This window comes from Fimbriimonas sp. LA-C6, assembly GCF_055398105.1.
The window spans coordinates 2,289,916-2,315,242 of record NZ_AP038796.1; the positions used below are offsets into that span (position 1 = coordinate 2,289,916).

28 protein-coding genes are annotated in these 25,327 nt (G+C 52.3%); 10 read left to right on the forward strand and 18 right to left on the reverse strand.

Features of this window, described 5'->3' with window-relative positions:
* Window positions 1–25 precede the first annotated feature (25 nt).
* On the forward strand, window positions 26–2,092 hold the full coding sequence (locus ACZ51B_RS10650; protein WP_464293304.1) for an ATP-dependent DNA helicase: 2,067 nt from the start codon (window positions 26–28) through the stop codon (window positions 2,090–2,092).
* Here ACZ51B_RS10650 and ACZ51B_RS10655 read toward each other — a convergent pair.
* Complete coding sequence (locus tag ACZ51B_RS10655) at window positions 2,089–2,364, reverse strand: GlsB/YeaQ/YmgE family stress response membrane protein (protein ID WP_464293305.1); 276 nt, start codon at window positions 2,362–2,364, stop codon at window positions 2,089–2,091. The genes ACZ51B_RS10650 and ACZ51B_RS10655 overlap by 4 nt on opposite strands.
* Before the next feature lie 71 nt (window positions 2,365–2,435).
* Here ACZ51B_RS10655 and ACZ51B_RS10660 point away from each other — a divergent pair, with 71 nt between their 5' ends.
* Entirely contained in the window at window positions 2,436–3,410 is a 975-nt protein-coding gene (locus tag ACZ51B_RS10660; RefSeq protein ID WP_464293306.1) for a phosphotransferase enzyme family protein, read from the forward strand.
* On the opposite strand, the gene ACZ51B_RS10665 is transcribed toward ACZ51B_RS10660, so the two are convergent.
* From ACZ51B_RS10665 to ACZ51B_RS10745, 17 genes are all read right to left on the reverse strand, one after another.
* Window positions 3,402–4,073, reverse strand: a complete 672-nt coding sequence (locus ACZ51B_RS10665) for a DedA family protein (RefSeq protein WP_464293307.1) — start codon at window positions 4,071–4,073, stop codon at window positions 3,402–3,404. The genes ACZ51B_RS10660 and ACZ51B_RS10665 overlap by 9 nt on opposite strands.
* A gap of 89 nt (window positions 4,074–4,162) precedes the next feature.
* The gene (locus tag ACZ51B_RS10670; protein ID WP_464293308.1) at window positions 4,163–5,284 is read right to left on the reverse strand and encodes an aminopeptidase; all 1,122 of its coding nucleotides are present in this window, start codon (window positions 5,282–5,284) and stop codon (window positions 4,163–4,165) included.
* Between the two features lie 85 nt (window positions 5,285–5,369).
* A complete protein-coding gene (locus ACZ51B_RS10675) occupies window positions 5,370–5,681 on the reverse strand; it encodes a hypothetical protein (protein WP_464293309.1) in 312 nt (103 codons plus the stop codon).
* A 109-nt stretch (window positions 5,682–5,790) separates the two neighbouring features.
* Complete coding sequence (locus ACZ51B_RS10680; RefSeq protein WP_464293310.1) at window positions 5,791–6,276, reverse strand: hypothetical protein; 486 nt, start codon at window positions 6,274–6,276, stop codon at window positions 5,791–5,793.
* A gap of 29 nt (window positions 6,277–6,305) precedes the next feature.
* Window positions 6,306–7,214, reverse strand: coding sequence for a bifunctional riboflavin kinase/FAD synthetase (locus tag ACZ51B_RS10685; RefSeq protein ID WP_464293311.1), 909 nt, complete (start codon window positions 7,212–7,214; stop codon window positions 6,306–6,308).
* Window positions 7,214–7,651 (reverse strand): hypothetical protein, encoded by a 438-nt coding sequence (locus ACZ51B_RS10690; RefSeq protein ID WP_464293312.1) that lies wholly within the window; start codon window positions 7,649–7,651, stop codon window positions 7,214–7,216. Before ACZ51B_RS10690 ends, ACZ51B_RS10685 begins: the two co-directional genes overlap by 1 nt.
* A gap of 6 nt (window positions 7,652–7,657) precedes the next feature.
* The gene (gene csrA, locus ACZ51B_RS10695; protein ID WP_464293313.1) at window positions 7,658–7,864 is read right to left on the reverse strand and encodes a carbon storage regulator CsrA; all 207 of its coding nucleotides are present in this window, start codon (window positions 7,862–7,864) and stop codon (window positions 7,658–7,660) included.
* A 49-nt stretch (window positions 7,865–7,913) separates the two neighbouring features.
* Complete coding sequence (fliW, locus tag ACZ51B_RS10700) at window positions 7,914–8,372, reverse strand: flagellar assembly protein FliW (protein ID WP_464293314.1); 459 nt, start codon at window positions 8,370–8,372, stop codon at window positions 7,914–7,916.
* Window positions 8,373–8,392: 20 nt separating this feature from the next.
* Window positions 8,393–9,274: a flagellar hook-associated protein FlgL gene (flgL, locus tag ACZ51B_RS10705; protein ID WP_464293315.1), complete on the reverse strand. Its 882-nt coding sequence runs from the start codon at window positions 9,272–9,274 to the stop codon at window positions 8,393–8,395.
* 92 nt (window positions 9,275–9,366) lie between these two features.
* Window positions 9,367–10,749, reverse strand: coding sequence for a flagellar hook-associated protein FlgK (gene flgK / locus ACZ51B_RS10710; RefSeq protein WP_464293316.1), 1,383 nt, complete (start codon window positions 10,747–10,749; stop codon window positions 9,367–9,369).
* 31 nt (window positions 10,750–10,780) lie between these two features.
* Window positions 10,781–11,251, reverse strand: coding sequence for a flagellar export chaperone FlgN (flgN, locus tag ACZ51B_RS10715; protein ID WP_464293317.1), 471 nt, complete (start codon window positions 11,249–11,251; stop codon window positions 10,781–10,783).
* Window positions 11,248–11,595, reverse strand: coding sequence for a rod-binding protein (locus ACZ51B_RS10720; RefSeq protein ID WP_464293318.1), 348 nt, complete (start codon window positions 11,593–11,595; stop codon window positions 11,248–11,250). The genes flgN and ACZ51B_RS10720 overlap by 4 nt, the downstream gene beginning before the upstream one ends.
* Complete coding sequence (locus tag ACZ51B_RS10725; protein ID WP_464293319.1) at window positions 11,592–12,827, reverse strand: flagellar basal body P-ring protein FlgI; 1,236 nt, start codon at window positions 12,825–12,827, stop codon at window positions 11,592–11,594. The genes ACZ51B_RS10720 and ACZ51B_RS10725 overlap by 4 nt, the downstream gene beginning before the upstream one ends.
* Window positions 12,827–13,483 (reverse strand): flagellar basal body L-ring protein FlgH, encoded by a 657-nt coding sequence (locus ACZ51B_RS10730; protein WP_464293320.1) that lies wholly within the window; start codon window positions 13,481–13,483, stop codon window positions 12,827–12,829. Before ACZ51B_RS10730 ends, ACZ51B_RS10725 begins: the two co-directional genes overlap by 1 nt.
* Entirely contained in the window at window positions 13,480–14,673 is a 1,194-nt protein-coding gene (locus ACZ51B_RS10735; protein ID WP_464293321.1) for a flagella basal body P-ring formation protein FlgA, read from the reverse strand. The genes ACZ51B_RS10730 and ACZ51B_RS10735 overlap by 4 nt, the downstream gene beginning before the upstream one ends.
* Window positions 14,674–14,679: 6 nt before the next feature.
* Window positions 14,680–15,471, reverse strand: a complete 792-nt coding sequence (gene flgG / locus ACZ51B_RS10740; RefSeq protein WP_464293322.1) for a flagellar basal-body rod protein FlgG — start codon at window positions 15,469–15,471, stop codon at window positions 14,680–14,682.
* Window positions 15,472–15,579: 108 nt separating this feature from the next.
* Window positions 15,580–16,326, reverse strand: a complete 747-nt coding sequence (locus ACZ51B_RS10745; protein WP_464293323.1) for a flagellar hook-basal body protein — start codon at window positions 16,324–16,326, stop codon at window positions 15,580–15,582.
* A 283-nt stretch (window positions 16,327–16,609) separates the two neighbouring features.
* Between ACZ51B_RS10745 and ACZ51B_RS10750 the strand changes: the two genes are divergently transcribed.
* From ACZ51B_RS10750 to ACZ51B_RS10785, 8 genes are all read left to right on the forward strand, one after another.
* Entirely contained in the window at window positions 16,610–17,446 is an 837-nt protein-coding gene (locus ACZ51B_RS10750) for a hypothetical protein (protein WP_464293324.1), read from the forward strand.
* On the forward strand, window positions 17,443–17,721 hold the full coding sequence (locus tag ACZ51B_RS10755) for a circadian clock KaiB family protein (protein WP_464293325.1): 279 nt from the start codon (window positions 17,443–17,445) through the stop codon (window positions 17,719–17,721). The genes ACZ51B_RS10750 and ACZ51B_RS10755 overlap by 4 nt, the downstream gene beginning before the upstream one ends.
* A 14-nt stretch (window positions 17,722–17,735) precedes the next feature.
* Window positions 17,736–19,268: a circadian clock protein KaiC gene (gene kaiC, locus ACZ51B_RS10760; protein WP_464293326.1), complete on the forward strand. Its 1,533-nt coding sequence runs from the start codon at window positions 17,736–17,738 to the stop codon at window positions 19,266–19,268.
* Window positions 19,269–19,501: 233 nt separating this feature from the next.
* Window positions 19,502–21,082, forward strand: coding sequence for a putative bifunctional diguanylate cyclase/phosphodiesterase (locus ACZ51B_RS10765; RefSeq protein WP_464293327.1), 1,581 nt, complete (start codon window positions 19,502–19,504; stop codon window positions 21,080–21,082).
* Between the two features lie 141 nt (window positions 21,083–21,223).
* Entirely contained in the window at window positions 21,224–22,078 is an 855-nt protein-coding gene (locus tag ACZ51B_RS10770; RefSeq protein ID WP_464293328.1) for a universal stress protein, read from the forward strand.
* Between the two features lie 204 nt (window positions 22,079–22,282).
* A complete protein-coding gene (locus ACZ51B_RS10775; RefSeq protein ID WP_464293329.1) occupies window positions 22,283–22,675 on the forward strand; it encodes a BlaI/MecI/CopY family transcriptional regulator in 393 nt (130 codons plus the stop codon).
* Window positions 22,672–24,285, forward strand: a complete 1,614-nt coding sequence (locus ACZ51B_RS10780; protein WP_464293330.1) for a M56 family metallopeptidase — start codon at window positions 22,672–22,674, stop codon at window positions 24,283–24,285. The genes ACZ51B_RS10775 and ACZ51B_RS10780 overlap by 4 nt, the downstream gene beginning before the upstream one ends.
* A gap of 82 nt (window positions 24,286–24,367) precedes the next feature.
* Entirely contained in the window at window positions 24,368–25,171 is an 804-nt protein-coding gene (locus ACZ51B_RS10785; protein WP_464293331.1) for a DUF4097 family beta strand repeat-containing protein, read from the forward strand.
* The last annotated feature ends 156 nt before the right edge of the window (window positions 25,172–25,327 follow it).

A 25,327-nucleotide genomic window follows, 5' to 3' on the forward strand; every position in this document is an offset into this window, starting at 1 on the left:
ACATTTAGGTTAATATTGTAGACACGTGTCTGCAACCGCATCGCTGATAGAAAACGCCTTTTCCCTTCTGAGCCAACGCACGGGTTATGTCGAGAGACCTGATCAGGTGCAATTGTCGCTTCTCATCAACGATCTGATTGAATCAGGCGAGCGCGGAGCGTTTGAAGCCCCTACTGGACTGGGAAAATCCTTGGCTTGCCTTTTGCCAGCGTTGGCCCATGCGATTCTTCACCAGAAGCGTGTGGTGGTGGCTACTTACACCAACGTTCTTGCTGAGCAGTATTGGAAGACCGATCTGCCGCTGGCGATCTCCATTATCGAGGAGTTAGGTTTTACGGCTCCCAAGACCCAGCTACTCATGGGTCGGCAGCGTTATGTTTGCCTGGCCGCCCTGGAGGAGCATATGACGAGTTCTGAGGATTACTTCCGGCAGAACGCGGTGCTTGGGAATGAGACTGAGTTTCGGAACCTACTCAAGATCCCTCAACGTCAGCTCAATCAGCTTTGGCAGAAGGTTGTGACGCCGCCGGTATGCCCTGGGCGACTTTGTCCGGCTTATGATGATTGTTACTACTACAAGGCCAGGAAGTCTGCTGAGAAAGCGGGGTTGGTAATCACGAATCACAGCGTTGTCATTCAGGACGCTTTGATGGCGCGTGCTGCGGATAGCGATGAGGGGCTTCTCGGGAAGTTTGACTTCCTGGTTTTGGATGAGGCCCACGACTTTCCTTCTGCTGCATCCAACGGGCTTGAGTTTGAGTTGAGTGTTCCCCGGCTAGGCGCGCTTCTCAATATTGGGGCTCGGTTGGAGAGCTCGCTTCTCCCGCTGGCGCAGCGGTGCAGTGATGGTCCGGCTTGGCTGAAGATCTGTACGGAGTTTAAGGACAATGTTGAGGAGTGCCAGCGGATGTTGGTCAGTTATGGCCTCTCCTTGCCCCGTGCAGGCATTCTGAATGCGTCTCCCGCAGAACTTCTGGATCATCCTCATGTGAAGGCTGCAAAAACGCCTGGAAACAACGCTGAGGCACGAGCCATTGCGAAGGCTATCACCGATGCATGTGAAAAGCTCGCGCTTGAGATGAGTGAGCGCACGGCCCAGTGGAGGCTTGCGGAGCCAGACAGGACTCAGTCCGCGCTGGAAGGAGCACGGAACTATTCGAACTACCTCCGGGAGTTTGGCGCTGGCAGCATGGAGGTGTTCAATCCGCATGGGATCTCTGTGAGTTATGCAGGCAAGAATTTTAATGACACGGTGCTTCGGCAGGACATCATTGGCCTAGCGGAGCCGCTTCAGGAGTTGATCTGGAATCGTGTGCCTTACGTTTGCCTGAGTGCGACGCTGGCTATTGATGGGAACTTTGAGTTCTTTACTCGGACCACGGGGGCGGAGCCGACTTTTCAGGAGATTCTTCCGTCGCCGTATGATTACAGCACGCAGGCTGCGCTGTACCTTCCTCCGTTGGAGACACTCTTGGATCCGACAGTGGCCCGTAAGGAAGGTTTCGAGGACGCTTATCACAGGCGGGTGGCACAAGAGATTTCGCAGATCATGCGGGTATGCGATGGCCGCACTTTGGCTCTTTTCCATTCTCGGAAAGAGATGGAGGCTGTATTTGCGTATATGGAGCCAAACCCGGACCTTCCTGTTTTGATGCAGATGAAGCAGGGTGCATCGACGACCGGGGATATGTTCCTCAAGAACAAGCACAGTTCCCTCTTTGCTCTTCGCTCATTCTGGACAGGTTTTGATGCGCCTGGGGAGACGTTGTCTTGTGTGGTTCTGGTGCGGGTGCCTTTTGAGGTGCCTGTGGATCCGCCTGCGATTGCTCGGCTAGCTCACCTTCAACAGCAAGGTCTGGATGCGTTTGGTCAACATACTCTGCCAGTGGCAAAGATGATGATGCGTCAGGGGGCGGGGCGATTGATTCGCCGGGCGGAGGATCGGGGAGTCATCGCGATTCTGGACCCCCGTGTTCAAACCAAACGGTATGGCGAAGAGATTTTGGCAAATCTCCCGAATGACATACGAATGTTTCGGGAGATTGATGAGGCTGCTGCCTGGGTTGGCCTTCAGAGTCGCAGCCTTATTTAAGCCGCGTTACTCCAGAGTTTTCGCGTCAGCATGATGATGAGCACTGAGCCAATGGTGGCTCCACAAAGCGTTCCGAGGAAGCCTCCGCCGCCTCTATCATGGAACACGGAGCGCATGATGAAGCCCACTAGGACAGAGCCACAGATGCCGAGCAGAACCGTCATGAGGCAGCCCTTTGATTCTTTGCTCTCGCCTGGGGTGAGCATCTTGGCGAGTCCGCCTGCGAAGAGCCCGATAACGATCCAATATATCCAGCCGTGATGTTGTCCCATATACTGTTGTTTCAAAGACCGACAGTATCGCCTCAAGGTTTCATCCGTTGGTCTAAGGGCCTATGGCGACGATGGAAGAACGACACTTTGAAAACCTTTCTCAGGAAGAGCAAATTGAAAGATTGCGGCTTTTGGCAGAGGTTGCACTTACCGAGTTTGGGATTTATGAAACTCAACTTGAGCCCCTTGTTCATGCTGAGAACACCACTTTCTGCGTGACCAGCAACCTCGGAAAGTTCTGTATTCGGCTTTGTCGGCCGGGGTATCGGAACCACTCGCAGCTAGAAAGCGAGGTTCAGTGGCTCTCGGCGCTCTCTGCTGCGGGCTTTGAGGTGCCCAAGCCGTTTCGGGACAAGATCGTTAAGGTGAGCCATCGGGATGTGCCTGATCCTCGGACTTGTCTCCTGTTCCATTGGATGGAGGGCGACATTTGCAAAGAACGGCTGACACCAGAAGAAGCGCATAGGCTTGGGGTCACGATGGCGAAGCTTCATGAATTTGCTTTGAATTGGACCTTGCCATACGGATTTAGCCGGCCTGGGCTGCATGACTGGGCGTTTGAGGGCAATGACATTGCATGTCTGAAAGAGCCTTCTGATCGAATTTTTGAAGAGGACCGCGAGTTTCTGCTCGACCTAGACCTCCAGAGCCGGACGATTTTGGGAAGTCTTGAGCAGAGTCCAGAGAACTTTGGACTGATTCATGGGGATTTGCACAGGCACAACTTGCTGTTCAACGAGAATCACCTTAAAATCATCGACTTTGATGATGCTGGATGGGCGTTTTGGCTTTACGACTTCGCTGCAGCATTGGCCTATGAACTCGACGGGCCACACTATGAGCAGGTACAGGCCGCACTGTTTGATGGCTACCAAACGGTTCGCCCGCTTCCGCCAAGGACTCTTGAGCTACTCAAGCCCTTTCTTCAGATGCGGTTGGCTGGCGTGGCTTGCTGGGTTATGGAGCGAACCGATAACCCGGATCTTCGAAAGCTTGATGCCAACTGGGTGCATGGTCAGTGCGAGAAGATGAGGGCTTTAGCCTAGCTGCTTCTCGGCTGCTTTTCGTTTTGCTTCTTTGTGGGCTTTGAAAAACTCCCACACCATGGGCAATCCGGTTAAGGCAACCATCACGATGATGGCTACTGTGAAGTTCTTTTCTACAAACTTGAGCTGACCGAAGAAGTAGCCAGCGAACAGAAAGAGCCCAACCCAGACGACCGCGCCAATCGCGCTGAAACAGATGAAGCTCTTGTATGGCATTTTGCCCATTCCGGCGACGAACGGACAGAACGTCCGGACGATGGGGATGAAGCGCGCAAGGATGACTGTTTTGGGGCCGTGCTTCTCAAAGAATTCGTGAGTCTGTTCGAGATTCGACTTCTTGAATATCCTCGACTTTTCGTTTCGGAAGAGTTTATGCCCGAAGCACTTGCCAATGAAGTAGTTCAGGTTGTCGCCCGTGAGAGCAGCTAGGCAAAACACTGCAAACATGAAGCCGACATTTAGCGAGTCTGGCCCCTTGTTCGGATTACAGAACACACCGACCGCGAACAGAAGGGAGTCGCCGGGGAGGAATGGCGTTACGACCAGCCCGGTCTCTGCAAAGACTACTGCGAACAAGATGGCATAGGTTGTTGTGCCGTGCTGACGGATCAACGCGCCAATGTGCTTGTCAATGTGCAATATGAAATCTAGAAGGCTGGCCATAACTGATGCGTAACCGTACCCGACGAGAGGCTCGGCCGGTAGTCCCGATATTTTGAGACCGGCCTTTTGGCCGGCCTCTGGAACTTGTCTTAACCTAGTTGGTCGGGATTTAACGCCATGAGTTCTGGGATGACGAAAAGGCCGTCTTTACGGATGAGTACTCCGTCGAACCAGATTTCACCGCCTCCATACTCGGGGCGTTGGATGAGGACTGTGTCCCAGTGGATGGCACTCTTGTTACCGTTGCCTCCGGGTGGGTCGTATGCGTTGCCGGGGGTGAAGTGGAAGCTTCCTGCGATCTTCTCATCGAAGAGGGTGTCGAGCATTGGTTCGCGAACGTAGGGGTTGAAGCCGATGGCGAACTCGCCGAAGTATCGGGCACCTTCGTCGGTATCCAGGATCTCGTTGAGCTTGGCGGTGTTGGCTCCAGCAGTGGCCTCGATGATCTTGCCGTCTTTGATGACGTACCGGATGTCTTTGAACTCGGTTCCTTGGTAGAGAGAGGAGGTGTTGAACTGAACCACTCCGTTGACACTATCTTTTACTGGAGCCGTGAAACACTCGCCGTCAGGGATGTTGCGCTCGCCCGAGCAGGCGACGGCACCAATGCCTTTGATGGAGAACGAGAAATCGGTCCCGGGACCTTTCACTTCTACACGGTCCGTGCGGCTCATGAGGTCTTCAAGAGGTTTGCTTGCTGCGGCCATTTTTGCGTAATCCAGCGTACAGACATCGAAGTAGAACTTCTCGAACGCTGAGGTGCTCATGCTGGCTTGTTGAGCAAAGCTGGCTGTCGGCCATCGCAGGGCGACCCATTTTGTTTTGGGGACGCGCACACCGAACACGACGGGCGTCACGTACTCTTTCTGCCACATGGCGAGTGTCGGGCCAGGGACGTCGCTGAGTTCTAGCGAATTTTGTGTGCCTCGGAGTGCGATGTATGCTGTCATCTGCTCCATCTCGTGCTTCTCGATGTTGGCGTATAGTTGAGCGTTTTCCACACTCATTCCCATCATCAGTTGACGTCGGACGAGATTGCTTTCGAGTCGGACTGCGACCTTCGCGCCGGTTTGTTGGGCTACGCGCACAATTTCGGCTACTGCCTCTTCGGGAATATCAAAGGCGTGTATGAGCAGGCTATCGGCAGAGGACAGCTCACATGAGTGGGAGCATAGCAGCTCTGCTAGCTTCGTAATACGCGGATCCAGCATTTCAGAAGGGTACCAAGCTGGGGTCAAAAAATGTTAAAGGCCGCCCCCAGCTCTTGTTCTGAGGACGGCCAAATCGTTTAGACGATTATTTCTTGTCGGTCTTTGGAGCGTCGACTGGCTTGTCGCCTGCTGGCTTCTCGTCCTTCTTCTCAGGAGTTGTAGCTGGCTTGTCGCCTGCTGGCTTCTCATCCTTCTTTTCTGGAGTTGTAGCTGGCTTGTCGTCCTTCTTTTCTGGAGTCGTAGCCTTGTCGTCCTTCTTCTCTGGAGTTGTGGCCTTGTCGTCCTTCTTCTCTGGAGCTGGCTTGCTTGTGTCAGCACCAGCGTCTGTTCCGGAACCGCATCCGATCATAGCTGCAGCGATTGCACCGACGAGAAATAGAGTTAGAAACTTTTTCATGATTGTTCTCCTGTTGTTGAGCGAGCGGAAAACCACTGTTGCCCAGCAGTATTCCGTGTTTAGCATCATACCATTCGTTCAGTTTTTCACTACATTAGGGACCTTGTACCTATTGAAAAAAATCTGCCGAATTGATGTCCGGAACGCGAACTTCGGAAAGTTTCCACTTCTTTGTGGGCAATACCAGAAACGAGCGATCATCTTCTTTTCGGAACACAATCACCACATTCTTTAGGTGAAAAGATTTACTTTGACCCAAAAAGTTGACCTTTAGCTCCACTGGGCTTGTCAATCTCGCCTCATCGCCGGTCACGATTGGGGTCTCATTTTCGAAAGTTATGTCGGGTCTTTGATTGCGAATAAAATCCGCAACTTGTCGCATATTCCCACCCGCTTCTTCCTCATTAAACTTGAGTTGCGAGCTGAGTTTGTCCATTACTCCACCGGATTTACCCTCCCGACTGGCTTTAATGGACTCATGAAGCGTTTTCTGGATCTCTGCCTGATCGTCCATTTTGCTTCCCAACGAGAGACCTACTTTGACCAGGAGTAAAACCAAAATCAAAGCGCCTACGATGACCAGCGGCTTCTTCATATTGTTAACGACGTAAGAATTGCCTTAAATTACAGCAAAGCTCTTGCATCTTCAACATCTTTGCCCATTTGCTCTATCAAGGCGTCGAGACTATCAAAGTGGCGCTCTTCCCGAAGGAACTGCAAAATGTCCATTTCGCACGATAATCCGTACAAAGAGTCCCCTGGGTAGTCCATTAGATAGGCTTCGATGGTCCTAGCGCCACCGCCCACAGCAGGCCTTAAACCGACGGCTAGGGCTGCTTTGAACGTGCCTCGCGCGCAGGTGAACCGGGCGGCATAGACTCCGTCCGCCGGTAGCACTTGATCAAAGGACCGTGCAAGATTGGCGGTTGGAAACCCGAGCTGACGACCGAGTTTTTGGCCACCGACAACCACACCGGAGAGTCTAAAGGGTCTGCCAAGCAGGTTGATGGCTTCGATCATTTTTCCTTCTGAGATGTACTCTCTGATGACGGAGGAACTTACCCGGAGCCCATTGAGTTCGAAAGGCGGGATCACGATGGTCGGTATACGTTGGGCAAGCCACTCGGTGGTACCTTCGCGCCCGTTACCCATTGCAAAGTCGTGTCCGACCACGATTTCCGATGCGTGGACGGCGTCTACCAGAATTTCCGTTAGGAACCGCTCTGCACTCATCCTGCTTAGCTCGGCGTCGAATGGTAAGACGATCGCAATTCCGACTCCAAGACGCTCAAATTGTTCGAGGTTATCGCTGAGTGCTGCTAGTGACTTCGGGCATTTGGTGGGCGCAAGGACGGCTGCGGGATGCCGATCAAAGGTGACAAGCACGGCAGGTAGCTCCTGCTCTGCGGCTCGTTCTACCGCTGCTGAGATGACGGCCTGATGTCCGATGTGGACACCGTCGAACGTGCCGATACAAACTACTGCACGCGACCATTCCGCGTGCAAACTTCCCACGCCAAAGTGGACCTGCATTACACCGAGTCTACCGGGCGATCCTGTCGTAGCGCGCTGACAACCCACAAGCCCAGAACTTGGGCGGCGGCTGTTACGGCGAGAACCGCAGGTTTTGCCCAAAATTCGACCCTTTCAATGATGTCGCGATTTCGAACGATGCTTAGGGGTGAGGTTGTCCAGAGCACCACTGCAAACAGCAGAAGTGATGCGTACACGATTGGCAGGGTGACTTGGAGAGGGTATCGGAGTTTGCCGACTGCCAGAAGCGTGGGTACGAGCAAGCAAATGACGACGAACAGCAAGGAGACAAAAGCCGGGACAGCGATCACGACTAGGTAGTCAGATGCCTCCGACGCACCTGCTTTCCAGACCTTAAAGATGGCATGGACCGCTGCGCATAGAAACAGAATCAATGCGCACTCCATCGCAAGATAGAGTCGGTCATTTCGATTCAAAGTGTATTACTCCGGCAAATCATCTGGATTAACATCGGCAGCGCCACGATTCTCTTCCTGTATCTGGTCGTAAATTTCTTTACGATGAACCGCTACGTCTTTGGGTGCACGAATACCGAGTCGGACCTGTTCACCCCGAACTTCCAATACCACGACCTCAATTTGATCGCCGATGATGATGCTTTGTTGGAGCTTCCGCGTAAGCACCAGCATTTCCTATAGCCCTCCCTGGCCGGTGATGCCTAAGTCGATGGAATCGACCTTAGGCAGCGACAGAATCAGTTACCTTAGCTGTCTGCTGGAACACCCGGTACTTCGTAGTATACGCTTCGTCTTCCAGCACAATCTGCTTTCCTTTTCTTGTATCGGCATTGATCACGAGTGGACCCGCTAAATTGAGGGTCATTTCTTCCGGTTTACCCTTCGGAATATTGACTGTGGTGAATACCAGGCGCTCTTCTTCATTCTCTAAAGCGAGGAACCTACTATCGTCTTTAGAAATCTTGGGTGAGTAGTCATCCACATAGTTCCTAGGATCGGTCACGAGAAATGCGAGAGCTGGTTCTTCGATGCTTTGGAGCCAGCGAAAAGGGCTGTTTTCCTTCGCACAGATCACGAGAAACTGGGTACATGCCGGGAAGCCGATCAGGCCGAAATCGAACGTGACAACGTCGATATCGCTGTATTCGACTGTTCCAAAACGAGTGTTATCGAGGGTCATAGTGGTTACCATTGGGCTAATTAGCGTATGTAGTCCATGAGACTCGTCTTGAATCCCTGACTGGCTACGCTCAGCGCTGCCTGATAGGCTGCATTTGCGGCGCTATATTTCGTGATAGCTTCGGCGTAATCAATTTCGGTGATGTCCGAGTTGTCTGATGTCAACTCGTCTGATCGACGTTTGTGTTGATCTGTGAGGTCTGCGACTGTATTCAGCCGGGTCCCCACATCGCCGCGAGCCAACGAGATCGCGCTGATTGATGACTGCAGATTGGGCAAATCCGTATCCCCAATATTGGAAACCGAACCATTCGTAAGGTCCTGCCGAAGCGTCTCGAGGCGCTGATAGAGAGTCTCGATCATCGGCGAACCTTGTGTGTTCGCAGCCATGGTGCTTCCTGGCCCTGTCTCTACGAGGACATTGTTGGTGTCACCTGTGTAGGTTAGGGTGCTTCCCGAGAGCACGTATGGCTGTGTTGTGTTGTTCTGTCCTGCAAAAATGTAAGCGTTACTAGGTCCTCGGGTGTTTGCAACGCTGATCAACCTCTGTTGAAGAGAGGCGACCTGTTGTGCAAGTCCCGTTCGCCCAGCCTGGTCCATCGTGGCCGTGCTACCGCTTACAGAAATCGAGTAGGCACTCTGCGCGATATTGTTCATATCCGACAGAGACTGCTCAGTAAAACCAAGATATCCTTTTGCGAAGTTCAGGTTTGAAGCGTATTGCGTCAAACCGGACTGGAGGCTCGTCATGGTGAGCGAAAGTGTTGTGCCGTAGGGATCGTCGCTCGGCTTATTGAGCTTCTTTCCACTTTGCACTTGGTTCTGAGCATCGATAAGCCTATTGTGAACATCGGTGATGTTCTGACTATAGGTATCAAACTGGTACGCAGTGCTAATTCTCATGACGGCTCGCTTAGGTCTATCCTGTTAAAATTATTGGTTTACTTGAGGGTTTGCTGTAGAGAAACTTGTTACAAAGCGTGAGAGTTTTGGCTCTACCTCATCATTGCCATCAGGTCATCCAAGACGGAGTTCATGGTTGAGAGCGCTTTCGCTGCGGCCTGGTAGCTCCTCTGGAATCGGAGCATGTTGGCCATTTCGTCGTCAATGGACACTCCACTCAAGCTTTGAATCTGCTGAGTGACCTGCGCTCCGATGGCCGTCTGGGTTTTTTGAGCTGCTGCAGCTGTGGCGGAGTCTCGACCAATGGTTCCCACCAACGTTGCATAGAATGAGGTGGCGGAGACGTTTCCTAAAGCAGCAACGGGGGCGTCTCGTAGCTGAGAGAGAGCAAGAGCGATACTGCCATCTCCGGCTTTACCTGAGGTACCTGAAGGGATTGCGCTAGCACTGGTGCCCACACCTACTGAGGCAGGTGGGCCCACGACGCCAACTTTATCAAGCGCGAAGTCGACCGCACCGGTTTGCGGGCCGGTGGTCACATCGTTAAAGAACTTCAGGCCCGTTGCACCGGCGGCATTCGTTCCGGTCATGGTGATGCTATTAACTTGCGTTCGCAAGCTGTTAGCTAAGGTATCCAGTTGAGCCTGGTAGCCGGTCACCTTGTTGTAGCTATCGAACAGGCCCGCAAGTTGCCCGCTGATCACTGTGCTGGTCGTGGTTGCGTTGCTGATGCTGGAGGTGGCTGCGTTCCACGATGTTGGGAACGTGTGTGACCCACCTGGGTCCACCAAGGTGATCTGTCCTGCGTAGATTGCGTAGGAGCCATCTCCAAATTTCTGGACGTTAATATCAACTTTTGAGGCTAGATCTTGGACAAGTTGATCCCGTCGATCTAACAGGTTGTTCGGTTCTGCGCCCAGGGTTTGAGTTTGGCGGATCTGATCGTTCAGCTTTGCAATCTCGTCCATATCGGACTGGATTGCTCTGACTGTGTCGTTGATCTGTCCTGTAATCTGCGTCTTTTGGTTTTGCAGGCTGGCATAGGTCCCGCTGACTCGGCTGGCTAATGTGTTACCTGCTGCCTGGACTGCGGACTTGCTACCTGCATCTGCTGGATTTGATGCGAGTGAAGACCAAGAGTTCCAGAATTTGTCGAGAGCATCTGCAATGCCGTTGGTTCCTGGCTCGTTCATCAATGATTCGATCTGCGACAGTTGTCCCGACTGCACGTCTGTTTTGCCTTGATCGCTTGCAGTTGTTCGGCTTCGTCCTTCCAAGAACATGTCACGAATGCGCGTCACCGAACTGATAGACACACCGTTACCCAGAGAGATCATTGTCCCTTGGCTAACTTGAGTCGGGTCAGCTTCGACTAGGTTGACACGCTGGCGGGAGTAGCCTGGCGTGTCAACGTTTGAAACGTTGTTCCCTAAGACATCCATCTGACGCTGGAATGCCTGTAGGGCACTGCTCATTGTAGAAATGCCTTGAAATGGACTGGGCATGTTAGGCCGCCTGGTCTACGAGGACCGATCTTACAGGACGTTTGCTATAGGGTGACTTGGTCTCTACGGCGGCTCGTGCGATCAGCGTGAGCGTGCCATTGATGTAGGTCATCTCGTTTTCGATGAGTGATCGGTTCTTTTCCAGAACTTCCTGCACGTTCCGTGCGGCAACCGATACGCGATTCGCGAGTCCGTGGAGCTGCTGTGCTTCTGCCTTATCTAGGACCTGCACCAGACCTCGAAGAGTTGGTTCAACATCAAACTCTACGGCCAGTCTCTTGGCACAAGCCACAGCTTGCTCGTCGATGGTGCGGATGCGCTCCATCAGGTTGTCTAACTCTGGTTGGATTCTCTCGACTCTAGCGACATCCCGTAGCGTGACGGCCACGGTCTGTTCGTGGAGCGACCGCAACAAGCGCTCGCTTGTGCTCAGCCAGTCCCACCACAGTGTTTGTAATTCTCTCGTCTTCATTTGTCTTCAGTTCCTTTGATCGGATTGCGTTGGGCTACCACCTGGGTAGTCATTTCAGATGCGAGTAGGTTGGATGCCGTGGATTTGTAAACCATCTTGCTGATGCCCAACAAACCTTGCTTTGACAGAGCGCCGGAGAGGGCTTCATCCATCATTCCTTGATAGACATCGCCACCCGGTGCTTTTCCAAAATGCACCTCGCTGGTGCCTTTCTTCATGGCGGACACGAGGTCCTTCATAAAATTGCCTTCGAGTGCGTCGCACGCTTTCTTCAACTTGTCGAGCTTTGGCTGGAGGTTGTTGAGAGCGGTCTGTGTCTGCACCATCATCTCGAGTGGGTTCATTCGATCACCAGCTTGGCTTTGAGCGAGCCGTGGGTGTGCATCTCTTTGAGGATATTGATGATGTCACCCGCTTTGAGCTTGAGGGATTGGAAGATCGCGGCGAGGTCTGCCACCGTCGTATTGGGGCGAACCATGGCGATTTCCGCATTCTCTTCTTTGGTATTCAACGTCTTTTGTGGGACCACGACGGTCTGCCCATTGGAGAAGGGGCCGGGTTGGCTGATTAGCATCTCTTCGTCAATCTTGACGCTGATGCTTCCGCTGGCGATCATGCAGGGCGCGATGCGGACGTTTCCACCCACAATGATCGTTCCGGTCTTTTCGTCGACGACTACTTTCGCTTCGATGTCGGATTCGACATTGATCTCTTCCAGCTTCGCTTGTGCCTGGTTTGCGGTCATACCGATGGGTATTTGCACTTCGATAGAGCCACCATTGACCGCCCGAGCTCGGAAGCCTGGGTTCACTTCGTTGATCTTTTCTTCGACCCTTTGAGCGGTTGTAATGTCCGCTGTGTCTAGATCTAAGATCATCTTGTTGCCGAACACCGTTTGAGTGGGAACGCTTTCTTGGATGATCGCTCCGCTTGGGATGCGACCGACTGTCACAAAGTTCTTAGTCGCGCTGTTACCACCGGCGGAGGCGCTGAATCCACCTACACTGACTGAGCCGGAGGCGGTTGCGTATACCTTCTCGTCGTTCGGATATTTGAGCTCTCCGTAGATTAGGGTTCCACCACGCAGGCTCTTCGCGTCACCGATGGTGCTCACGGTAATGTCGATTCTTTGACCGAGGGCGGCGAAAGCTGGGAGCTCCGCTGTGATGGCTACCAATGCTATGTTCTTGGAGTCGTAATTGGCTGGATCGACATCCAAATGTGCTTTTCTCATCATGTTGGCTAGCGCACGGGAAGTCGCTGCAAACTTCTTGCTGTCGCCCGTAGCATCGAGACCTACGACCAAGCCGTAGCCCAGAAGTTGGTTAGCCCAAATGCCTCGAAACTTGGAGATGTCTTTGATGCGGGACATCACGCCTCGGGTTTCGGCCTTTTGAATCATTTCTCGCTTCTTTTTGAGAAGCTGCATTTCATATTTTCTGGCCTCTTCCTGGGCCTGTTGATCTGCCTTGGTGGTGTCTGGCTTCTTCGCAGTGGACGGAGTGCCTGGTGCGCCTTGGCTCAGTGCGATGCTAAACGATGCGATGAATGCGGCGATGAAGAGAGTTCGTAACATTAGAATAGCCACTCCATTATTCGGGTAAGGATTCCCTTGCGTTGTCGCTCGGCGATTGCGCCCTTTCCTTCTGTGTAGATCTTTGCGTCGGCGATTTTCTCGCTTGACACCGTATTGTCAAAGGCGATGTCGTCGGCTCTTACCACGCCCGACAAGATCAAACTTTGCGTGTCCTTGTTCAACTTTAGATATCGCTGACCTTCGATGACGAGATTGCCGTTTGGCAGGACCTCTTTGACAATCACGGAGATCTTGTTGGTGTACGAACCGGTGTTGGTGGTTGTGCCCGAGCCTGCAACACTTGAGTTAGCACCCGTGCTGTTCGCGCCAGTCAGTGCGTTTTTGAGATTAGTTGCTGACTTTCCAAACAACTTGCCCAAAATGGGACCCGTTACGTAATCCAGCAATGGGATCGCGGATTGTGTTGTCGAGTTCGTGTCTTTCTTGGTTGTGGTTGTTGTTGCTGTGTAAGTCCCGTTGGAGGCCTCATTGATGATGATGGTCACCACATCACCCTTAGCAAAAGCGTTGCGGCTGAGGAAGAGCGATTTGGCTTTGGATTGGTTAAACAAGGATCCTGCACGCATGGAAGCGTCATCCTGGCAAAAGGCTGGGGCGGTCAGCACCACAGCTAGGAAAGCAAACGTCTTTTTCATAGTTTCACCTCCACGAGTCCTGGGGCGACGATGGTGCCATTTAGGACTGCACCTGCGTCGGTTTGCACACTCACTGAAGTCCCGACGGCTCCGCCAGTTCGCGCTTTGCCCTGGACTTCCACTACGGCTCCTGCCCGCATGATGCGGATCTTCACCAGCTCAAAAGCTTTGATAACCTTTGGAGCTTCGGCAGGGACGAGCAAAATCGTTCGGTAGATCGTGCCGGCTCCGGTGACCATGATCTTCACCGGAACTGAAAAGCCTGTTCCTACTTTGGTGGGGGCTCCAGCTTTGACTTCAACATGCGATCCTCCAACCGATACATCCTCCACCGGTTTTGAAGCCTGAGTTTCGATATCGATGCCAGCCTGCTCTTTGAGGGCATTTTTTGCTGCCGCTATGATCTCGTCTGAACTCACCACGTGGGTTTTGCGGACCACCTCCACTACATCAGGGAAGTCAAGGATGTAGTTCTTGGGTTCGTATCCCAGCTTGTCCATTCGATCGGTCACGTCTTTTTGTGAAAGTCGCTTCTTTGCTCCCGGTGCTGGCGAGCCTCCGAGGGAGATGTTTGACAACGCCACACCTAGGTCGCCTGATGCCTCGATCTTTGCGATCTCGCCTAGGGTGATGTAGGGTCCTTCGATCTCTGAGTGCTCGGCTACCTGGATGGTTGGCTTCTGATATTTCGTTTTTTTAGGGTCTTGCTTTACGAGTGGACTGGCCTTTGTCTTCGATGCGACTTTCGCTGTGTTCGGAAGTTGGGTGGGTTTGGGTGTTGGGGGTTTTGTATTGAGCTCATTCCCTCGAATCACACCCAATACACCTTCACCAGGAGAGCCTAAAGAACCCTTGGTCGATGCGGTCCAGTAGTCTCCTGCCCCTTTAGTAAGGGAGCCTTCTGGAAACGAGACGAGAACGATCTTGCCCACACTGTTGCCGGCAACCGTGACGGTTCCGTCCATCGATACTTCCACCGAGTCTGTTTCTGTGGTGACATGGATTTGCGGGAGGAGCGGCAAGCCATCGGTGTTGCAAAGCAAACCCTTGGTGATGGTTAGTTTGGCCTGCGTCGCATAAACCGCCTGGGTTCCTTTGGCGAAACGCAAATAGCCATCTCCATCCACCCGTATTTGTACTGGGGAATTTCCTTGGACGGCCAGAAGCGCAAGTGTGTAGATCGCGTGCATAGCTAATTACCTCTTGAGGTTATTGAGCGTCGAGAGCATTTCGTCCGACGTTTGAACTGCCTTCGAATTGATTTCGTAGGCTCGCTGAGCCTGAATCATTCGCACCATTTCCTCGACGACTTGTACGTTGGATCCTTCTAGGAATCCCGACTGGATCGTTCCAGCACCATTCTCTCCGGGCAGGCCTTCTACTGCCTCACCCGCTGCATCGTTGGCTCGGTAAAGGTTCTGTCCAACGCGTTGCATGCCGGAAGGGTTGGGGAACATCGTAATTTGGATGGGTGGATCGACTGGTACTGCGTTTGCCGAGCCTGGCAAAATAACGGTGATGGTCCCGTTAGTCGCAACGTTGATTGAGGTTGCATCTTTAGGGATCTTGACTTCTGGGTCGATCTTAAGGCCGTCGCTGGTTACAAGCGAACCGTTTGCATCCACTTTGAGGGAGCCATCTCGTGTGTAAACAATGGTTCCGTCCTGCTGCTTCACTTTGAGGAATCCTGATCCGTTTATTGCGAGGTCCAACGGATTGCTGGTCGCCTGCAAAGAGCCCGGAGCAAAGTTAGGCGCAGTGGAAGCAAAACGAGCACCAAGACCGATTTGGAGTGCAACAGGGGAGATAGGGGCACCGTCGCGAGGGACACCCGATGCGCGTACTGTTTCATAGACTAGGTCTTGAAACTCTGCTCGCTGGCCCTTAAAGCCCGTTGTGTTGACGTTTGCCAGGTTGTTGGCAATGACATCCAGGTTATATTGCTGTGAGACCATTCCGGTCCCCGATGTATTCAGTGCTCGCATCATAACGATATGCTCCTAAGGCACAGGACCTATACTGATCCTGCATTTCATTCGCCCATCCTAGGCGATCCTCGGAGCAGCGTCCTGCCGCACCGCAAACTTTGTTGGTTCCTAGCTGTTCATGCTAGAAATTAGCTTTTGCGTCAGTTCGTCTTGCGACTGAGCCGACTTCTCCGCGAGATCGAACATCCGACTCATTCGGATCATTTCGGTCATGGCTTGCACCGGCGAAACGTTCGATCCTTCGACCGCTCCTTGGTGAAACTGCGACGTTCCGGCAACCTTTGTATCGATGGCCTGAGCTTCGCCTTGAGCGACATATAAGTTGCCGCCTTGCTTAACGAAGGTGCCGTCAAAGAGTCCAATTTGGGCTACAGCTTTTGCACTTTGACCCACCGTGATGGAGCCGTTAGCGGCAATCGCGATGGAACCTTTGTCGAGCTTGATGGGATTCAGGGACGGATCAAGAACTGGTAATCCGGTCTTGGTTACCAGCGTGCCATCGACTGACATGGCAAAGGAGCCATCTCTCGTGTAGTTGATCTGGCCGTTCGCCCCTTGTACTGCGAACATCCCATTGCCTTCAATGGCGATGTCCAAAGGGCTACCCGTGGTGTTGATGGGACCTTGGCTGAAATTGGTGAAACCGTCTTTGATTTCCGCGCCTGAGCCTAATGAACCGAGATCGGTTCCTGTCCCTCCATTTGCGGACATTTGGCGAACGAGGGCGTCGGCGAACATGAGGCCGTCTTGCTTAAAGCCGGTTGTGTTCGCGTTGGCCAAATTGTTGGCGATGACTTCTTGCGCTCGCTGCGCGGCCATCATTCCTGTTCCAATTGTGTAAACGCCTCGGTCCATCTCATTTGTGACATCGGCACGTATCCTTGCGAGGTTCAGGGTTGAAACCTCGCAATCTACTTGAGGTTTGTTTTCCCAGGTACAAATCCGGGCGTTTTGCGTCTAGAAATTTTCGAGGCTGGTCGTGTGGATAGCCCCATTCAATTCCTGCGATAAGAGTCCTGTCCCAGCATGTGTACAAGAATCCATAAGAAACTTGTAGGAACCTGTGCTAACATGCCTTCATAGAAGATTACTAAAGGTAATTGTCGCCTTCGTGGTGACCGAATTTTGTAGAATTGCCATGCAAATCGAGCCACTCACTCACGGGCTAGCCAGTGTTTTAGACGCACTTCCTACTGAGGTGGCGGTGATTGATCGTGAAGGCACGATCGTCTATGTCAACAAGAGCTGGATCAAGTTCTCGGCGGACCAGATGCCGAGTGGTCATTACGATAGCCCTGTTGGTCAGAACTACTTGCGCGTCTGCGACGCAGATCCGGACGCGACGGAATATGGTGTTGGCATTCGTTCTGTTTTGACTCGCCAGGTCATCAAATACGAGACGCGATATACCTGCCACGGTCCAGACGAATATCGTCTATTTCTTCTTCAGGTCACGCCTATTTCCGACCCGATTGAGGGAGCAATTATCTCCCATATACGCCTTCCTATCGAGTTGATCAATGAGACAGAGATCATGGTGGGATTACCGAGTACGATGTCCTCTCCCATTACGAATAGCTTCGTGGGGGTCAAACCGCTCGCGGAGGCGGCTCCAGGAACTTTTGAGGAGCTTTGCGAAGAGTATGCAAAGCTTCTTGATGAGGCCGTAGAAACGACGTTGATCAGGAAATCCCGGCGCAATCCACATTCCGTTCGACTAATTGGCAAAAAGCTTGCTCAGCTTCGCGGCACGGCAAGAGATGCGCTCGGCATTCATTTGAGATCCTTTTCCTTAAAGATGAGGGAGCGACCATCTCGGGGGGCTGGCTACATCGAGGAATCGCGATATTTGCTCATCGAACTCTTGGGCTCGATGGTATCGCATTACCGAATGCAGTCCTTTGGATTTCCATCTAAGAGCACTGCTATTTCTGACCCGCATGATCATCATCCAGAGGGCTCCATACAGTCATGAGTAAACACATTCTGAAACTCTTTATAGCGGGATGGACAGCGAGGTCAGAACGGGCCGTTGCTAACATCCGTCGCATATGTGAATCCGATCTGGACGGCAATTACACGCTGGAGGTCGTTGATGTGTTAGAGGACCCGGCGTCCGCGGAAGAATCTAAAGTACTCGCAACGCCCACTCTCATAAAAGAACTTCCGTCCCCTTTGCGGCGCATAATAGGGGATCTTTCTAACGAGGATCAGGTTCTTCGGGGCCTCGACATTATCAGGACAGACTGACTGCAAGAATTGCTATGTATCCATCTGCCAAAGTTGAATCCATTGAGAAGTTAGAGACGGGCATCTCTGGCTTCGACACCATTAGTCATGGCGGTCTTCCTAAAGGTCGCGTTACCCTCGTCGCCGGAACAGCCGGAAGCGCCAAGACGGTTTTTAGCGCTCAGTTTCTCGTTGAAGGGATTCGAAAATATGGACAGCCCGGAGTTTTTGTTACCTTCGAAGAGCGCCCGGATGATATTCGAAGAAACCTCAAAGGATTTGGCTGGGACGTAGAGCAGTACGAGAGAGAGGGTTTGTGGGTATTCGTGGATGCATCCCCTGATTACACGGTGGAAACGCTCCAATCTGGACCCTTTGATATGTCAGGGCTCATCGCAAGAATCGAGCATGCCGTTTCGATCACCCGTGCTGAGCGGATCACATTGGACTCTGTTAGTGCCATTTTTAGTCAGTTTGAAGATACCAACGTGGTGCGGAGGGAGTTGTTCAAGACCCACGATGCACTCAAAAGAATGAACCTCACTTCCATGGTTACTGCTGAGCGAACTAATGATTACGGTTCAGTCGCTCGCTTTGACGTTGAGGAGTTTGTGAGTGACAACGTGATTCTCCTTCGAAACACTCTTGATGAAGAGAAAAGACGTCGAACGATCGAGATCCTGAAATATAGGGGGACCTATCACCAGAAGGGCGAGTGGCCGTTTACGATCCACCCCGAAGCAGGCATTATGGTCATTCCCCTGTCGGCCATGGAGTTGGTGCAACGTTCTACAGACTTGCGCGTGCCAACGGGTGTCCAGGGACTTGACGAAATGTGTGGAGGCGGGTACTTCCGCGATTCAGTCATTCTGGTATCGGGTGCAACCGGTACCGGTAAAACAATGCTCTCGGCCATGTATCTGGCCAGTGCTGCTGCTAATAAAGAACGCTGTCTTCTCTTCGCTTATGAAGAGAGTTATGAGCAGCTCTCTCGGAATGCACGCGGTTGGGGCGTCGACTTTCATGCTCTTCAAGAGCAGGGTTTGCTAAAGATTGTTTGCGATTACCCCGAGGCTCATGCGCTTGAAGATCACCTAATTAAGATCCGCACCATCATCGAGGAGTTTCAGCCTCAACGCGTGGCAGTTGACTCGATATCTGCTCTCGAACGTGTCGCAGGTCGAAAGTCGATCCGGGAGTTTGTTATCTCTTTGACGGCATTGATTAAGCAGGCAGACATCACGGGTCTAATGACTTCTACGACTTCAGACCTCCTGGGAGGAGCCTCCGTTACAGAAGCTCACATTAGCACGATTACCGACACGATTATCCTGTTGCGCTATGTTGAGATGTACGGTGAGATCCGACGAGGGTTGAACGTGCTTAAGATGCGCGGATCGGCCCATGCCAAGGATATTCGAGAATTTATTATCGATGGTAGAGGAATGAATATTGGTAATCCTTTCACAAATGTTCACGGAATACTATCCGGTCACTTCACGTATGTACCTCAAAGTGAAGTTGACCGACTATCTCGACTGTTCCCTGAAGATATCGGAACACCGTAGATTAAAGTAATGTATAGCAATTTGCGGTAACCTTAATCAAAACCTTACTTCTTTCCGCAAGAATAACTATCATGCTTCCGTGATATTTGACGTATTGTCAGATAGATTGGATCGATTATGAGCAGGATAGTCATCGGCGTTTACAGCAAGGATTAGCTACAGTGGAAGTCGATCTAGCAGACACTTCTAGCGTGATCCCTGTTTACCGGGTAGTCCAACTATCGAATGATAGTATGGATGCTATTGTCGTCGTAAATCTCGATGGGACTATTCTTGAAGCCAATCCAGCCGCGACCCAATTATTAGCACCGCACCTAACGACTCTTGTCGGCCAACCTTTTGGGATTCCTGTCAGTGTTGGCGCCAAAGTAGAGATTGAAATTTCTCGAAGCGAACGAATTCATCATGCGGAGATGTTTGTGGGAGAGACTGTCGTAGACGGATCTCCTGCTTACTTGATAAGAATCGTCGACGTCACCGAAACGAGAGACTCTTTAGCAGCTCTCAAGTACAATGCCGAGCACGACGCCCTCACCTCGTTGAGCAACCGAGCCAAGCTAAATGAGGAATTAGCGGCCGCTTGCGATAAAAGGGACGAAGCGTTCGCAATCATCTACATTGATATCGACCACTTCAAGACTCTCAATGACACGTTGGGACATACGGGTGGAGATACGGTCCTTCAAACGATTGCTAGGCGGTTATCGGGCATCGTGCGTGGCGGTGATGTCGCTGCTCGATTTGGGGGAGATGAGTTCTTGTTGCTTTGCAGGGGCGTAGATAGCCAACGAAAGGCGGAGGCACTGCTGGCACGTGTGAATCGGTGTTTTGATCGACCTCTTGTTTACCAAGGGAAGCGGATCCCCATCTCTGGTTCGTTGGGTGTCGCGCTTTTTCCGACTGACGGCACGACGCCTGATGCTTTGATTGAGATTGCTGATGCAAGCATGTATCGAGCGAAGCTGACGAGCAGGGAGCCGGTCTCCCCTCGGTTTATTTTCAGTCGAGATGAGGTGCAATCTGCGGTTGAGTCGCAAGAGATAGCTGTTTACTATCAGCCACAGATAGACCTTAAGACCGACAAGCGGATTGCCGCTGAGGCACTATGTTGTTGGAACCATCCTCAACTCGGCTTTTTGCGGGCTAGTGAGTTCATTGAAGCTGCCGAGGAGTTTTGTCTGGTGACTTCGATCGATCAGGCGGTTCTGGAAACAGTGTGTAATCAGGTCGTGAATTGGGAACTGGAGAAAGTTCCTGTGTCTCATGTCGCCGTGAATCTATCTCCCGCGTCAATCGCAGACTCAAAAACGACCGAGTGGATTTCAGAAATCGTTACCAGGACAGGAGCGCGACCGGAAATGATCGAGGTTGAAATTTCGGAACGAGCAGAACTTACCAGTGAGCGAGAGGCCACGCTAAGAGCTCTGAAGTCGCTTGGGTTGCGGCTCGCTATTGATGACTTTGGTGCCGGGGCGACCTCGCTGAGATGGTTGGATCGACTTCCTATAGATACTCTCAAGCTTGATGGGTCGCTTATAGACGGATGTGATTCGAATCCCCGGAAGCAAGCCATCATCGAATCGGTGGTCCTTCTGTGTAAACGCTTGAGGATTAACCTTGTGGCAGAGGGGGTGGAATCCATCCGTCAGCTTCAACAGTTACAAGCTCTTGGCTGCCCGATGGTTCAAGGATTCGCAATCAGCAATGCACTTGACGCCCAGCAGCTTCTCTTCTTTACTAAGTCCGACCAACTCCTTGCGCACAGACCGATCCGTCTACCCCGCCCAGGTAAGGCCGTTACCAACCTTGCATGAGTTCGACTGGATCGTATTGCCTCATTTGTGTCCCGAGAAATCATGACACTAAATAGCTGACTATCTTACCGATCGCGACTTGGCTATGCTAAGGATGGAAGAGATCGCGGTTGCTCGTGCAATCGGCTAGGAGAAATCACTTTGAAAACAGTTGTCGGTATCGATCCATGCGGAAACTACGATTCAACGCTACGGTTGTTGAGTCGCCTTAACTTCGCGGATAACCAGCTTGAGCTAGTCACCGCCGTTGAAATGGTCCCTTCTTTTGTGAGCCTCTCGCCCATGCCAGTGCCCGATATGCAGGGGGAGGCGATTCATGGCCTTGATGAGGCCGCAAAAAAGCTCTTGACGGAAGCAAAAACTCATGCAGACCAGATGGGGTTGACGTCCGAGACTTTTCGGGCCTTTGGAAATCCTATCAGCAGCCTTACGGAGCGTGCTGACGAGCTTCAGGCAAATTTGATCGCTATCGGGCCTAGTAACAAGTCGACCCTAGAAACGTTCTTTGCAGGAAGCACTATTCAGGGTCTTACGAACCACTCGCAGTACCCAATCCTCTTCTCACGTCCGTCAGTGAGGAACACAGGCCCCGTTGAGGCACTTCTGGCGACGGACCACTCGGAGTACTTCGACCGGTGCCTCCATGAGCTTCTTCACGCTTTTCCAAGCGGCATCACGAAGGTGCATGTGCTGTACGTCGCGCCTGTTGGTTCTTTGAATGACGAAGCGGGTGAGCCCACAGAGTTTGCGCAGGATGTGATTGTCAAGAATAACCGTATTGTCGAGCACATCAAGGCTCTTGGGGTTGAAGCCTCTTCCATGGTCATTGAAGGTGAGCCCAACCACGTTATTGTTGAGACCATGCAAGAGGTACACGCTGAATTGCTGATTTTGGGAGCACGCGGCCACAACATGGTTGAGCGGATGCTGGGTAGCGTCTCTTCCAAGCAGGCAACGACTAGCTTTCATCCTGTTTGGGTTTTAAGAACCCACTGAGTCTGGTTTCAGGCAGTCAAGACGATCGGGTCCAGTTGGACCCGATCGTCTTTGTTTGTTTCTACATCGCTTGAAGACCTAGGACTTTTTTAGCGCCTTTGAACCTGGCCAAAGACAAAGTGCAGGTTTTTCAACACATCCCCTTGGCAAACGAGTTGGAGATGTGCGAATCTTTCAGCATGTTCTTTAACAGGAGTCGCGTACATGCCTAAGATGGTCGGCAATGGTCTGAGTCGCCGCGAGCGCGAGATCATCGATATCCTCCATCGTGAGGGGAAAGCGACGGCATCGGAAGTGATGGAACTTCTGGCCGATGCTCCTTCGTATTCGGCAGTGCGATCGATTTTGCGAATCCTTGAAGAAAAGGGGCATATTCGCCACGAGGAGGACGGGAAGCGCTATGTTTATGCACCCTTAGAACCTCGCCAGGTGGCGGCTAAGTCAGCACTTCAAAACGTGATGCAGACCTTCTTTGGTGGAAGTCTCGAGAGTGCTGTACGCACCTTCCTTTCAGACAAAGAAACGGCGCTTTCGGACGAAGAACTTGACCGGCTTTCGGCGCTGATTGAAGAGGCAAAGAGGACAGGCACGCCATGAACCAAATACTCGAAAGAATTTCCAATGTTTGGTTGAATAACGCCACAGACATCGTGATCCGAGCGACTCTTCTCGCGGTGCTGATTGGTCTTGGCGCGGTGTTCCTCCGTAAATCTTCAGCAGCTGCGCGTCACCTCATCCTGCTGTTGGCAATGAGCAGCCTTCTTGCTCTGCCGGCGCTTTCGGTCTTCCTTCCTAGATGGGAAGTGCCGTGGCTTCACGACAAACCTGCTGCAAAGGTGGTGCTTGCTAGCTCGCCTTACGTTGAGAGTGTGAATACAAGTGCGGCACCGAGCGTCATCTCCTCGACGAGCATGCTCTTTATTGTGTGGGTCTCCGTGATGGGACTCATGGTCGCACGGATCGGCTTGGGTCTGTTACGAGTTCGTGGATTGCGACTCAGATCCATCCCTTTGGAGACTGGAGAGCTCTTCGAGCTGACCAAGCCCTTGGTGGACGCCTGCGGATTTAATGTGCAGATCCGAGTTGGTGTCCACCAGGAGCCTCCAATGACATGGGGATTTCGAAAGCCCGTCCTTCTACTCCCCGAGCAGGCAACTGAATGGCCTGAGAGCCGCACAAGAGCGGTCATCTTGCACGAGCTTGCCCATATCAAACGATATGACTGGCTCTCACAACTCTTTGCTGAGACCCTGCGTGCGGTGTACTGGTTCCACCCTGCAGCTTGGGTTTTAGCTCGCCAGCTACAGATTGAAAGCGAGCGCGCCTGTGACGATCAAGTCCTAGAGGCTGGCTACTCGCCCATCGACTACGCTTCTGTGCTGCTTGATGTGGTTCGTTCACTTCAGGCACCTTACCGTGACTGTGGTCTTGCCCTTTCGATGGCCAAGTCATCTCAAATTCAGGTTCGAGTGAAGTCCATTTTGGAAAGGGGAGCCAAGCGGCGACCCGTATCAGGAATTCTTGCCTGGAGCTTTGTGGCTTGCGTTGCAGCCGCCGCAGCGACCGTAGCTGCCGCTGTGCCCACTCATGTCCAGAACAAGAAATCTCTGAGCCCGGAGATTGCTGTAGTGGCACATCCTTTACCGACCGAGCCAGTGGATAACAGCGACCTGATGGAGAGGCGTGTTGAGGCAAGAGAAGAGATCCAGGAGCGGCACCAGGAAGTTCGCGAAGATGTTTCGGAAGCAGTAGCCGACTTGAAGGAAGCCGCATTTTCCGATATGGAACCTGCCAAGCAAAAAGACATCGAGAAGAAACTACAACCGATTGATCACGCACAGCGTGACTTCGATAGGAAGATGAGCAAGTTGCAAATCGACCTGAACAAAGTCGAGGGTCTCTCTGAAGTAGAGCGAAAGCAAATCAAATCGGAGCTCGATCACGCTAAAAAAGAGTTTGAGAGCTCTATGGCGATTGCTGCCGAGAGTCTTGCTCAGGCCAATTGCCAAACAGGCGGCATCGCGAACCAGGCTGTTCACAAGGCCACTGCCATGGTTGGCGAGCAGATGAAGCAAGTTGGCGCGATCACCAAGAGCATTGTTCAGACCAGTGTAAGAGCTTCTTTAGAAGCTGGTTCCGGAGTACGGGTTTCCGTAGATAGCCCACCAGAACCTCCGGCTAAGTCCACACCAACACACAAACCCTAGGTTCACACCCAATCAGTCAGCTGTTTCGAAATGCGAGTGCACTTCGAACCCTCTCTTACGCCTTCTTTTTCGAGTGAAACCCATGAAACTGAATACAAAATACGTCTCGCTTGTTGTCGTGCTCACCGCTACCGGCATTGGAATTGCAAAGAGTTCGTCCCTCATCCATCGCGATGAGACGAGGAAGACCCAGCTCTCGGTGGTTGCATCCCACGCGAAGAAACTCCGGGTGAGAGTGCCGACCGGGGCTGTTCGCATCTTCACCGATTCCAAGGGGAAGGTCACTGCTAACGTTGCCAGGAGCACCGAGAGTAACCCAACAGCTTTCCAGCGAAAGTGGCTCTCCGAGTCCTCTGTTAGCCTGAAGCAAAACGGAGATCTCATTGTTCTGGAAGAACATCCCTATCGAGGTCAGGGGAGTCAATCCGCTCGGCGGATGAACCTTGAGATCGACTTGCATGTGCCAGCTGATCTCGTTGGAGATATCGAAGTGACCACAGGCGAAGCCACCGTTCACGGCAGATTCTCGCAACTGAGTGCGAATATAACGACCGGTCAACTCGATTTGAGCGCTTTGGATTGCCGAGGACAAATCGTTGCAGGTGTGAGCACTGGCGAGCTAAAGGCACATCTCCATTCAGTTCCTGCCAAGGGTTCTAGGCTATCCGTAACTACCGGTGAGCTTGCGTTCACCGTACCCTCCGGAAAAGGCATGGATCTCACGGCAACGGTTTCCCTTGGAGATATCAGTAATTCTCTCCGGATGACCCGAGTGAGCCAGTCTGAAGATGGGCTCAGTCATAAGCTCTCCGGCAGTGTCTCGGGTGGTGGCAATCGCGTGGACCTAAAGGTTGGTACCGGAAGCATCCAACTTTCCTCGAAGTGATCTAATGCCGAACTGCTTGCCATCATGATTCATCGATCAACTCTCCTCTTGTTTACTCTGATACTGCCCGGCGGTGTGTTGGCTCAGGCTGGCCTTCCAGCGCCTCCTCCCGGTCCACCCGGGAGGATTCAAAACCCTCCTCCGCACCCAGCACCA

Coding starts and splice junctions, on each gene's coding strand:
- ACZ51B_RS10655 (WP_464293305.1), bottom strand. CDS start 2,364: ATGGGACAACATCACGGCTGGATATATTGGATCGTTATCGGGCTCTTC.
- ACZ51B_RS10660 (WP_464293306.1), top strand. CDS start 2,436: ATGGAAGAACGACACTTTGAAAACCTTTCTCAGGAAGAGCAAATTGAA.
- ACZ51B_RS10665 (WP_464293307.1), bottom strand. CDS start 4,073: ATGGCCAGCCTTCTAGATTTCATATTGCACATTGACAAGCACATTGGC.
- ACZ51B_RS10670 (WP_464293308.1), bottom strand. CDS start 5,284: ATGCTGGATCCGCGTATTACGAAGCTAGCAGAGCTGCTATGCTCCCAC.
- ACZ51B_RS10675 (WP_464293309.1), bottom strand. CDS start 5,681: ATGAAAAAGTTTCTAACTCTATTTCTCGTCGGTGCAATCGCTGCAGCT.
- ACZ51B_RS10680 (WP_464293310.1), bottom strand. CDS start 6,276: ATGAAGAAGCCGCTGGTCATCGTAGGCGCTTTGATTTTGGTTTTACTC.
- ACZ51B_RS10685 (WP_464293311.1), bottom strand. CDS start 7,214: ATGCAGGTCCACTTTGGCGTGGGAAGTTTGCACGCGGAATGGTCGCGT.
- csrA (WP_464293313.1), bottom strand. CDS start 7,864: ATGCTGGTGCTTACGCGGAAGCTCCAACAAAGCATCATCATCGGCGAT.
- fliW (WP_464293314.1), bottom strand. CDS start 8,372: ATGACCCTCGATAACACTCGTTTTGGAACAGTCGAATACAGCGATATC.
- flgL (WP_464293315.1), bottom strand. CDS start 9,274: ATGAGAATTAGCACTGCGTACCAGTTTGATACCTATAGTCAGAACATC.
- flgK (WP_464293316.1), bottom strand. CDS start 10,749: ATGAGCAGTGCCCTACAGGCATTCCAGCGTCAGATGGATGTCTTAGGG.
- flgN (WP_464293317.1), bottom strand. CDS start 11,251: ATGAAGACGAGAGAATTACAAACACTGTGGTGGGACTGGCTGAGCACA.
- ACZ51B_RS10720 (WP_464293318.1), bottom strand. CDS start 11,595: ATGAACCCACTCGAGATGATGGTGCAGACACAGACCGCTCTCAACAAC.
- ACZ51B_RS10725 (WP_464293319.1), bottom strand. CDS start 12,827: ATGTTACGAACTCTCTTCATCGCCGCATTCATCGCATCGTTTAGCATC.
- ACZ51B_RS10730 (WP_464293320.1), bottom strand. CDS start 13,483: ATGAAAAAGACGTTTGCTTTCCTAGCTGTGGTGCTGACCGCCCCAGCC.
- ACZ51B_RS10735 (WP_464293321.1), bottom strand. CDS start 14,673: ATGCACGCGATCTACACACTTGCGCTTCTGGCCGTCCAAGGAAATTCC.
- flgG (WP_464293322.1), bottom strand. CDS start 15,471: ATGATGCGAGCACTGAATACATCGGGGACCGGAATGGTCTCACAGCAA.
- ACZ51B_RS10745 (WP_464293323.1), bottom strand. CDS start 16,326: ATGGACCGAGGCGTTTACACAATTGGAACAGGAATGATGGCCGCGCAG.
- ACZ51B_RS10750 (WP_464293324.1), top strand. CDS start 16,610: ATGCAAATCGAGCCACTCACTCACGGGCTAGCCAGTGTTTTAGACGCA.
- ACZ51B_RS10755 (WP_464293325.1), top strand. CDS start 17,443: ATGAGTAAACACATTCTGAAACTCTTTATAGCGGGATGGACAGCGAGG.
- kaiC (WP_464293326.1), top strand. CDS start 17,736: ATGTATCCATCTGCCAAAGTTGAATCCATTGAGAAGTTAGAGACGGGC.
- ACZ51B_RS10765 (WP_464293327.1), top strand. CDS start 19,502: ATGGATGCTATTGTCGTCGTAAATCTCGATGGGACTATTCTTGAAGCC.
- ACZ51B_RS10775 (WP_464293329.1), top strand. CDS start 22,283: ATGCCTAAGATGGTCGGCAATGGTCTGAGTCGCCGCGAGCGCGAGATC.
- ACZ51B_RS10780 (WP_464293330.1), top strand. CDS start 22,672: ATGAACCAAATACTCGAAAGAATTTCCAATGTTTGGTTGAATAACGCC.
- ACZ51B_RS10785 (WP_464293331.1), top strand. CDS start 24,368: ATGAAACTGAATACAAAATACGTCTCGCTTGTTGTCGTGCTCACCGCT.